8 protein-coding genes are annotated in these 7,605 nt (G+C 71.7%); 6 read left to right on the top strand and 2 right to left on the bottom strand.

The genetic code is table 11. The features are described from left to right. The 3 genes from QH283_RS27550 to QH283_RS27540 all read left to right on the top strand — a co-directional run. A partial coding sequence (locus tag QH283_RS27550) for an exodeoxyribonuclease III (RefSeq protein WP_280505849.1) occupies positions 1–755 on the top strand: 755 nt, incomplete at its 5' end. A gap of 66 nt (positions 756–821) precedes the next feature. Continuing rightward, positions 822–1,319, top strand: a complete 498-nt coding sequence (locus QH283_RS27545; protein WP_280505848.1) for a ribonuclease domain-containing protein — start codon at positions 822–824, stop codon at positions 1,317–1,319. Continuing rightward, the gene (locus QH283_RS27540) at positions 1,319–1,786 is read left to right on the top strand and encodes a barstar family protein (protein ID WP_280505847.1); all 468 of its coding nucleotides are present in this window, start codon (positions 1,319–1,321) and stop codon (positions 1,784–1,786) included. Before QH283_RS27545 ends, QH283_RS27540 begins: the two co-directional genes overlap by 1 nt. 80 nt (positions 1,787–1,866) lie before the next feature. On the opposite strand, the gene QH283_RS27535 is transcribed toward QH283_RS27540, so the two are convergent. Further along, a complete protein-coding gene (locus QH283_RS27535) occupies positions 1,867–2,505 on the bottom strand; it encodes a TetR/AcrR family transcriptional regulator (RefSeq protein WP_280505846.1) in 639 nt (212 codons plus the stop codon). 142 nt (positions 2,506–2,647) lie between these two features. On the opposite strand from QH283_RS27535, the gene QH283_RS27530 reads away from it, so the two are divergent. From QH283_RS27530 to yhjD, 3 genes are read left to right on the top strand one after another with little or no spacing between them, the layout of a single operon-like run. After that, complete coding sequence (locus QH283_RS27530; RefSeq protein ID WP_280505845.1) at positions 2,648–3,628, top strand: oxygenase MpaB family protein; 981 nt, start codon at positions 2,648–2,650, stop codon at positions 3,626–3,628. Positions 3,629–3,650: 22 nt separating this feature from the next. Beyond that, positions 3,651–4,679 carry a tryptophan--tRNA ligase gene (trpS, locus tag QH283_RS27525; protein WP_280505844.1) on the top strand — a complete coding sequence of 343 codons (1,029 nt, stop codon included), beginning with the start codon at positions 3,651–3,653 and terminating at the stop codon, positions 4,677–4,679. A 46-nt stretch (positions 4,680–4,725) separates the two neighbouring features. After that, complete coding sequence (yhjD, locus tag QH283_RS27520) at positions 4,726–5,748, top strand: inner membrane protein YhjD (RefSeq protein ID WP_280505843.1); 1,023 nt, start codon at positions 4,726–4,728, stop codon at positions 5,746–5,748. A gap of 61 nt (positions 5,749–5,809) precedes the next feature. On the opposite strand, the gene QH283_RS27515 is transcribed toward yhjD, so the two are convergent. Continuing rightward, positions 5,810–7,183, bottom strand: coding sequence for a D-alanyl-D-alanine carboxypeptidase family protein (locus tag QH283_RS27515; protein WP_280505842.1), 1,374 nt, complete (start codon positions 7,181–7,183; stop codon positions 5,810–5,812). Positions 7,184–7,605: the final 422 nt, after the last annotated feature.

Below are 7,605 nucleotides of genomic sequence, written 5' to 3'. Positions count from 1 at the left end.
CCCCCCCCCCCCCCGCCCCCCCCGGGGGGGGGGGCGGGCGCGCCCCCCCCCCACCCCCCACCCCCCCCCCCCCCCCCCCCCCCCCCCCCCCCCCCCCCCCCCCCCCCCCGGGGGGGGGGGGCCCCCCCCCCCCCCCCGACGGCTGGATCCTGACCAGCGCCGAGCCGGGCGCCAAGGGCAGGGCGGGGGTGGCCATCCTGTCCCGGCGCGCCCCCGACGCGGTGCGGATCGGGTTCGGCAGCGCCGAGTTCGACCGGACGGGCCGTTATGTGGAAGCCGTCTTCGACGAGCTGACCATCGGCAGTGTCTATGTGCCCTCCGGCGAGGAGAACACCCCGCGCCAGGACGAGAAGTACCGATTCCTGGCCGAATTCGGCGCCTACCTGAAAGCCGGGACCGGCGAAATCGTGGTGGTCGGCGACTGGAACATCGCCCACACCGAGCTGGATCTGAAGAACTGGAAGGCCAATCGCAGGTCCGCGGGCTTTCTGCCCGAGGAGCGCGCCTGGATCGACGAGCTGCTCGCGGCCGGATACGTCGACGTGGTGCGCGCTCTGCATCCCGGCGTGGCGGGCCCGTACAGCTGGTGGTCCTATCGCGGCCGCGCCTTCGACAACGACTCGGGGTGGCGGATCGACTACCACCTCGCGCGCGGCGAGGTCGCGGGCCGAGCCAAGCAGGCGGTGGTGGAGCGGGCGCCGTCCTACGATCAGCGCTGGTCCGACCACGCGCCGGTCACCGTGCAGTACCGATGACGCGGCAGCACCCGTGAGCGCTCGCGGGGACGCCGACGAGTTCGCCGAGAGAAGGACCAGCGCAGCATGAATCCGAAGGCCCTCAAGACAGTCGCCGGGGTGGGCGCGTTGGCGCTGATCCTGCTGCTGTCGCTGCTCACCACCCGGGGCGCGGACGACACCGCCTCGGACGCCGCGAAGACCACCACGACCGCCACCGCGAGCGCGTTCGTCTCCGGCACCGGCACGACCGCGCCGAAACCCGATCCGGGGAACCCGGTCACCGCCGAGTCGCGGGCGCCGGGCGTGCCCGATCGCGCCTACGCCACCCTGGCCGAGATCGACGCGGGTCGCTGGCCGGACTCGGCGAACGCGCCGGGCACCAAGGGCGGCGAGCGATTCATGAACCGCGACAAGGATCTTCCGCTCACCGACAGCTCCGGCAGGCCGATCACCTATCAGGAGTGGGACGTCAATCCCAAGCAGCGCAATCGATCCCGCGACGCCGAGCGCATCGTCACCGGCAGCGACGGATCGGCCTGGTACACCGGCGACCACTACGAGACCTTCACGAGGATGCGCTGATGCCCCTTCCGCTCTCGCGATTTCTCACCCGCCCGGACGGCGCGCGCTCCGGCGCGCGACCGGTGCTCGGCGCCCTGCCGGTGAGCGCGCCGGAGCTGTCCGAGGTGCGCTACCGCGCGCCCGCCGGTTTCGTCGTGCGCGAACTGCGTGGCGACCGGATGCGCACCGTGGCCGGGCTGTTCGACGAATGGGCCGCGGCCTTCCAGTTCCCCTACTACTTCGGCGGGAACAAGAACGCCTTCGACGAATGCCTGCGCGACCTGGACGACTTCGTCGGCGAGGCGGCCGGTTATGTGGCCGTGGTGCGCGATGCCGCCGAGCTGCTGGCCGACCAGCTCGAGGAGCGGGAGTGGTTCGCCGAGGCGGTGCGCGACGCCGCCGAACGCTGGCGGCATCGCGAGGTCGCGTTCCTGGTGGTGCTCCAGGACGACCCGGCCGAGGGGACCGTCGAACTCGCCCTCGACTGAGCGCCGCCCGGCCGGCGCGGACCGGCGTCCCCCGACCGAGCCGGGTCGCGCCGCCGTCGCCGAATTCGCACTGCGCGCCGTCAGCGCAGGCGGCCGGCGAGATCTTCGCCGAGCAGGACGAACACGTCGGTGGTGTGCTCGACCAGTTCGTCCTGGCTGAGCGCGATCTCGCCCTGGAGCCAGGAGGTCAGCGTGTGCACCAGCCCGCCGACCAGGTAGGTGGCGCGGAAGTCGATCACCGCGTCCGGCAGCGGGTCGGTGATGCCGTAGAAGCCGACGCCCTGGGCGGCCACCATGCGGGCGAAGGCGCGGATGGTCTGGTTGCCGCGCGCGCGTAGTTCCGGGGTGGCCATGCCCGCGACCAGGGCCACGTGCGCCTTGCGCGGGTCGTCGGTGAGCACGTGGATGCCTGCGGCGATGGCGGCGTGCGCCTTGCCGCGCGTCGTCTCGTCGGAGGTGTCGCGCAAGGCCTCGAGGATGGCCGTGGCCAGTTCCTCGGCGATGCGGTCGAACAGGGCCGACAGCACGGCCTCGCGGCTGTCGAAGCTCTCGTAGTAGTAGCGCTCGTTGAGCCCGGCCCGGCCGCAGAGGCCGGAGACGGTGAGTTTCCCGAGGCCCTCGGTGCCGATGATGTCGAGCGCGGCGTCCAGCAGCGCGGTGCGCCGCTGAGCCCTGCGCTCCTCGGCGGAGACGCCGCCGTAGGTCCGCTGCGCAGTCACCCGTCCGATTCTGGCACGTTTCGGCCGCGGGCAGTCGTGGCCGCGTCGGGGCGCCTGCGTACGGCTGTTTTGGCAGGAGGTATTGCCAGAATCTCGCATCTGGTGGATTCTGTTTCCAGATGACTCGACGAGGAGGCTTCCCATGTCCAACGCGCCGCTGACCGACCGCCTGTGGTCGGACAAGCCGAGCTCGCCGGAACCCGGCTATTTCACCGACGACTCGATGATCCGGCGCGTGATGCGCAAGCGCGCGGTCGGCATCACCTACGGTCTGCGCGCGCTGGTCGTCGGCGCGGTGCACCCGCTGCTGTACGTGGGCACGGCGGAGAACACCCACCACCGGACCACGCCATACACCCGCCTGGCCATCACCGGCAGGCTCTTCGAAGCGGTCTTCCTCGGCAGCAAGGCCGAGGCCGACCGCGCCCTGGCCTACACCGGCAAGCGTCACGTCGAGGTCAAGGGACAGCTGCCCGAGGACGCGGGCCCGGCCAACCCGGCCGGCACCCACTACTCGGCGCTCGACCCGGAACTGATGTTCTGGACGATGGCCTTCACCATGGACTCCGCCGAGGTCATGCACGACATCCTGGTCCGCGAGCTCACCGACGGCGAACGGGAGGGCCTCTACCAGGACTACGTCACCTGGGGCGAGCTGTTCGGCATGCCGCGCTCGGCCGCCCCCGACAGCTACGCCGGCTTCCGCAAGCGCTTCGACGACTACATCGCCTCGGCCGAGCCGCACCTGACCGAGGAGGCCGAACTGGTCGGCTCCTACCTGATGGGCAAGCGCATCCCCTACCCGCTGCCCGCGCCCGCTCAGCAGGTCAGCATCGGCTACTACCGGCTGGTGCAGGGAAGCCTGCCGCCGGAGATCCGCGCCATGTACGGGCTGGAGTGGGGGCAGCGCGAGCAGCGGCAGTTCGAGCTCATCGCGCGCGGCGTGCGGGCGGCGCACCGCAGCCCGATCCCCGTGGTGCGGCCGCTGAAGAGAGCCCTGCGCGGTCCGAGCGCGCCGCTGTACCAGAACGCGGCCAGGCGTGAGGCCGGGTTGCAGCGCAAGGGTCAGTCCAGCATGCCCGGCGTGGATCCGCGCAGGTGGGCGGAGCGACATTCCGCTTGAGCGGCATGGGAAGATCGGGGGTATGTCCAGTCCTGTATCAGCCCCGGCGGAGCGCAAGCAGCGTGTGCTGTCCGGGATCCAGCCGACCAGTGCCTCCTTCCACCTCGGTAACTACCTGGGGGCGCTGCAGTACTGGGTAGGGATGCAGGACGACTACGACGCGCTGTACTTCATCCCCGATCTGCACGCCATCACCGTCAGCCAGGACCCCAAGCAGCTGCGGGCGCGGACCAGGTCGGCCGCGGCCCAGCTGCTGGCCATCGGCATCGACCCCAAGCGCTCCACGCTGTTCGTGCAGAGCCAGGTGCCCGAGCACGCCGAGCTGGCCTGGGTGCTGTCGTGCATCACCGGCTTCGGCGAGGCGAGCCGGATGACCCAGTTCAAGGACAAGTCCGCCAAGCAGGGCGCGGAGAACGCCACCGTCGGCCTGTTCACCTACCCGGTGCTGATGGCCGCCGACATCCTGCTCTACCGCGCACACCAGGTGCCGGTCGGCGAGGACCAGCGTCAGCACCTCGAGCTGACCCGCAATCTGGCCCAGCGCTTCAACACCCGCTTCAAGAAGACCTTCGTCGTGCCCGAGGCGCACATCGTCCGTGGCACCGCCAAGATCTACGACCTGCAGGACCCGACCTCGAAGATGAGCAAGTCGGCGGCCACGGACGCGGGCCTGATCAACCTGCTCGACGACCCGAAGGTCAGCGCCAAGAAGATCCGCTCGGCGGTCACCGACACCGAGCGCGAGATCCGCTACGACCCGGATGCCAAGCCGGGCGTGAGCAACCTGCTGGTCATCCTCGGCGCGCTGACCAACACCCCGATCGTCACCCTCGAAAAGGACTACGCGGGCAAGGGATACGGCGACCTGAAGGCCGACGTGGCCGACGCGCTGGTCGATTTCGTCACCCCGCTGCGCGCCCAGGTCGACGAATACCTCTCCGACCAGGCCGAACTCGACCGCATCCTGGCCGCGGGCGCGGAACGGGCGCGCGAGATCGCGGGCAACACCCTGGCACAGGTCTATGAGCGGGTGGGTTTCCTGGCACGATAGCCCGGGTACGACCTACGCGGGGGCGGGCGTCGAAGGGGTGAGTGCGGTGCAGGTGATCGACCGGGCCAAGGCCCGTATCGACCGGGCCGTCGGGCATCGGCCGTGGCTGGAGCATCTGATCAGGACGGCGGGCCGCTACCGCGACCGGCGCGGCGACCACTACGCCGCCGGCATCACCTACTTCACCGTGCTGTCGCTGTTCCCGCTGCTCATGGTCGCCTTCGCCATCGCGGGCTTCGTGCTGGCGGGCAACCAGGAGCTGTTCGAGCAACTGCACGACAAGATCGTCGAGAACATCCCGGGCGAGTTCGGCACACAGGTCACCGATCTGGTCGACTCCGCGGTCGGCTCGCGCGGCACCGTCGGCGTGCTCGGCCTGCTCACCGGTCTGTGGACCGGGCTGGGCTGGATGGGCAACCTGCGCGCCGCGCTGACCGAGCAGTGGGAGGGCGACGTGCCCGACGACGGCAACTTCGTCTCCACCAAGCTGTCGGACCTCGGCGCGCTGATCGGCCTCGGCCTGGCGCTGGCCCTGTCGCTGGCGCTGTCCGCGGTGGGCTCGGGCGGGCTCGGCGAGCGTGTGGTCGACAGCCTCGGTCTCGGCGGCGTCTTCGGCATGGGCGTGCTGCTGCGGGTGGTCTCGATCCTGCTCGCCGTGCTGGCCACCTGGGCGGTGTTCGTCTGGATCATCGCCAGGCTGCCGCGCACGAAGGTCACCCTCGCCAGTGCCGCCAAGGCGGGCCTGATCGGCGCGGTGGCTTTCGAGCTGTTCAAGTTCGTTGCCTCGATCTACCTGCGCTCGGTGTTGCAGAGCCCCGCGGGCGCGACGTTCGGTTCCATCATCGGCCTGATGGTGTTCAGCTACATCACCTACCGGATCATCCTGTTCGCCACCGCCTGGGCGGCCACCGCGTCGGAGAACGAACTGCCCGCCGAGATCGAGCCGCCCGCACCGGCGGTGATCCGGCCCCGCACGGTCGGCGGCGGGATGAGCGGAGCGGTCGGGGCGGCCGCCTTCGGCGCCGGCGCGCTGGCCACCCTCGCCCTCACGCTCCTGCGTCGCCGGTGACGGCCGCCGCCCCGGCCGGATCGCACTGATCTGTGCGGCGTTTCGGGTCGTTCCGGTCCGTTCAGCGGCGACGCCGGTTGGCGCGGAACGCGCCGAGCAGCAACACCACCACGGCCACGCAGCCCACCAGTACCAGCAGCGCCCTGGTGTCGGTGTGGGAGACGGTGTGCGGGGCCGCCAGATCGCCGTCCAGCGGCGGGGCGGCCGGCACCACGGTGGGACCGTCCAGGTGGGCGGCGGCCCCGGGCAGCGCGCCGACGGCGGCGTCGGCGGGCAGGGCGAAACCGTAGTCGAGCAGCCGGGCCGCCTGCTCCCACGGCCGGATCGGCCGCACGTCGGCCTTGAGCAGCACCACCGCCAGACGCCTGCCGTCGCGTTCGGCCGCGGCGACGAAGGTCTGGCGGGCGTCGTCGGTGAAGCCGGTCTTGCCGCCGAGCGCGCCCTCGTAGTTGTAGAGCAGCATGTTGTCGTTGCCGATGGGGAAGCCGGGGTGGTCGGTGTCGCCCGGCATCGCCGGATCCGCCGGATAGCCGGGGAAATCGACCTGTTCGGTGCGGACCAGTTCGGCGAACAGCGGGATGGTCATGGCCTCACGCCACAGCGCCGACAGGTCGTAGGCCGAGGTGGACATGCCTGGACCGTCCAGGCCGGAGGGAGTGGCCGCGCGAGTGTCGAAGGCCGACAACGACTTCGCGGTCTCGTTCATCTTCGCCACCGCCGCCGCGTCGCCGCCGAGCTGGGCGGCGATCAGGTGCGCGGCGTCGTTGCCGGAGGACATGAGCAACCCCTGCATCAGCTGGCGGTTGGTGTAGCGTCCGCCAGGGCCGATGCCCACCCGCGAGCCCTCCACGTTCGCCGCCTCCTGGGTGCCGATCACCACCTCGTCCATGTCCAGGGCGCGCAGCGCGACGATGGCCAGCAGCACCTTGATGGTGCTGGCCGGGCGGTAGCGGCCGTGCGGGTCCTTGGCGGCCAGCACAGCGCCGGTGTCGAGGTCGCTGACCAGCCACGAGGTGGCGGAGATGTCGGCGGGGGCGTCCGGGGCGCCGTCGGGCAGCACGACCCCGCACTCGCCCATTCTCGGTCCGCCGAGCGCGGGGACCGGCACCGGCAGCGGCGAGGGCGTCGGCTCGCCCGGCGCGGGCACCTCGGAGGAGTCGACCGGCGGGGGCGGCAGGTTCTTCTGCGGGCAGGTCGCGGTGTCGGGGGTGGTGAACGGCGGGGTCGTGCTGGTCACCGGCTGTCCCGGGTCCGGCTGTACTGCGCCGGGCCGGGCTGTGTCCGGCTGTGCCGTGCCGGGCTGTGCCGTGCCGGGCTGGGCCGCGCCGGGCGGGACGATCGGTTCGGCGGCGACCGGGACGGCGGGCAGGCCGAGCGCGGTCACCACGAGCGCGGCGCACGTTGCTCGCGCGACACCGGAGAAGCGAGGAATCATCGCCGCCGAGCCTAGCGGGCCCGGCGGCGTCCGCCCCGCCGTGACCGCATGGCGTCGGGAATCGGCAGGGCGCACGGCGGTGGCCGCTGCCGCGCGGCTCTGCCGCCGTCCGCGCCACGGAGGAGTTGTCGGTGGGCGATGCGATGATCGCCGCGACACAACCTTTTCCAGCTCGACGATATCCGGTTCGACGGTGTTCGGTTCGACCGTACGGGCGTGACCGGCCGAGGGGACGGGCCGGGGATGGCTGGGGATGGCCAGGATGGCCAGGGATGGCTAGGGGGATGCGATGTCGACACCGATCGCGAAGTTGCCGATCGCGCAGCGGCCGCGCGAGCCCCCGCACGCCCACCGCCCGCCGGGGCTCACCGCCAACGAACAGCTCCCGCTGCAGCTCCGGCAGGGCCGGCCCGGTGCGAGCG

Origin of the sequence: Nocardia farcinica (assembly GCF_029867845.1) — a bacterium.
GTDB classification, from domain to species: Bacteria; Actinomycetota; Actinomycetes; order Mycobacteriales; family Mycobacteriaceae; genus Nocardia; species Nocardia farcinica_A.
Note: the sequence above shows the minus strand (reverse complement) of the source record. Positions and strands in the feature narration are given on the sequence as shown.

Excerpts from the sequence above, each read along its gene's own strand:
- QH283_RS27540 (WP_280505847.1), top strand. The coding sequence starts at position 1,319 with ATGCCCCTTCCGCTCTCGCGATTTCTCACCCGCCCGGACGGCGCGCGC.
- trpS (WP_280505844.1), top strand. The coding sequence starts at position 3,651 with ATGTCCAGTCCTGTATCAGCCCCGGCGGAGCGCAAGCAGCGTGTGCTG.
- QH283_RS27530 (WP_280505845.1), top strand. The coding sequence starts at position 2,648 with ATGTCCAACGCGCCGCTGACCGACCGCCTGTGGTCGGACAAGCCGAGC.
- QH283_RS27515 (WP_280505842.1), bottom strand. The coding sequence starts at position 7,183 with ATGATTCCTCGCTTCTCCGGTGTCGCGCGAGCAACGTGCGCCGCGCTC.
- QH283_RS27545 (WP_280505848.1), top strand. The coding sequence starts at position 822 with ATGAATCCGAAGGCCCTCAAGACAGTCGCCGGGGTGGGCGCGTTGGCG.